Consider the following 1,098-nt stretch of genomic DNA (forward strand, 5'->3'; position numbering starts at 1 on the left):
CGAGGTTATTACTGCTGGATTGGTATACTTGGTACTGCAGCGCGCTTGGCGCAGTCACCGCATCTGTCGCCTTCGTCCAGTTCAGAGTTACTTCTGTTGCTGTAATGCCTGATGTGCTGAGCGTCCCATCCGACACCGCTGGTGCTGTGATATCTGAAGTTACAACCTGCTTCGTTGTGTAGGCCGTCTTATTGCCCGCCTCATCCTTCACAATTACATTAAAGTAATAAGTTGTGCTTTCCATCAGGCCTGTCACACTATATGTACCTATGTCCGCCGTATAGCTGCCTACTGCTGTTCCGTTCGTTTCAATATTCGCTACCGTGTCGAGGTTATTACTGCTGGATTGGTATACTTGGTACTGCAGCGCGCTTGGCGCAGTCACCGCATCTGTCGCCTTCGTCCAGTTCAGAGTTACTTCTGTTGCTGTAATGCCTGATGTGCTGAGCGTCCCATCCGACACCGCTGGTGCTGTGATATCTGAAGTTACAACCTGCTTCATTGTGTAGGCCGTCTTATTGCCCGCCTCATCCTTCACAATTACATTAAAATAATAAGTTGTGCTTTCCGTCAGGCCAGTTACACTATATGTACCTATGTCCGTCGTATAGCTACCTACTGCTGTTCCGTTGGCTTCAATATTTGCCACTGTATTCAGGTTATTGCTGCTGGAGCGGTACACTTGATACTGTAGCGCGCTTGTCGCACTCACCGTATCCGTCGCCTTCGTCCAGTTCAATGTTACTTCTGTTGCTGTAATGCCTGCCATGCTTATTGTCCCATCCGACACCGCTGGTGCTGTGATATCTGAAGTTACAACCTGCTTCATTGTATAGGCCGTCTTATTGCCCGCCTCATCCTTCGCAATTACATTAAAGTAATAAGTTGTGCTTTCCATCAGGCCTGTCACACTATATGTACCTATGTCCGCCGTATAGCTGCCCAGTGCCGTTCCGTTGGCTTCGATGTTCGCCACTGTATTCAGGTTATTGCTGCTGGAGCGGTATACTTGGTACTGCAGCGCGCTTGGTGCACTCACATTATCCGTCGCCTTCGTCCAGCTCAACGTTACTTCTGTGTCTGTTATGCCTGACGTGC

At 49.2% G+C, this 1,098-nt stretch carries 1 protein-coding gene; it reads right to left on the reverse strand.

Annotated elements, in window-relative coordinates:
• Window positions 1–1,098 (reverse strand): fibronectin type III domain-containing protein (locus LRL21_RS44670; RefSeq protein WP_240422197.1); only part of this gene is annotated, 1,098 nt, incomplete at both ends.

The sequence above is a fragment of the Paenibacillus periandrae genome (assembly GCF_022458865.1).
GTDB classification, from domain to species: domain Bacteria; phylum Bacillota; class Bacilli; order Paenibacillales; family NBRC-103111; genus Paenibacillus_S; species Paenibacillus_S periandrae.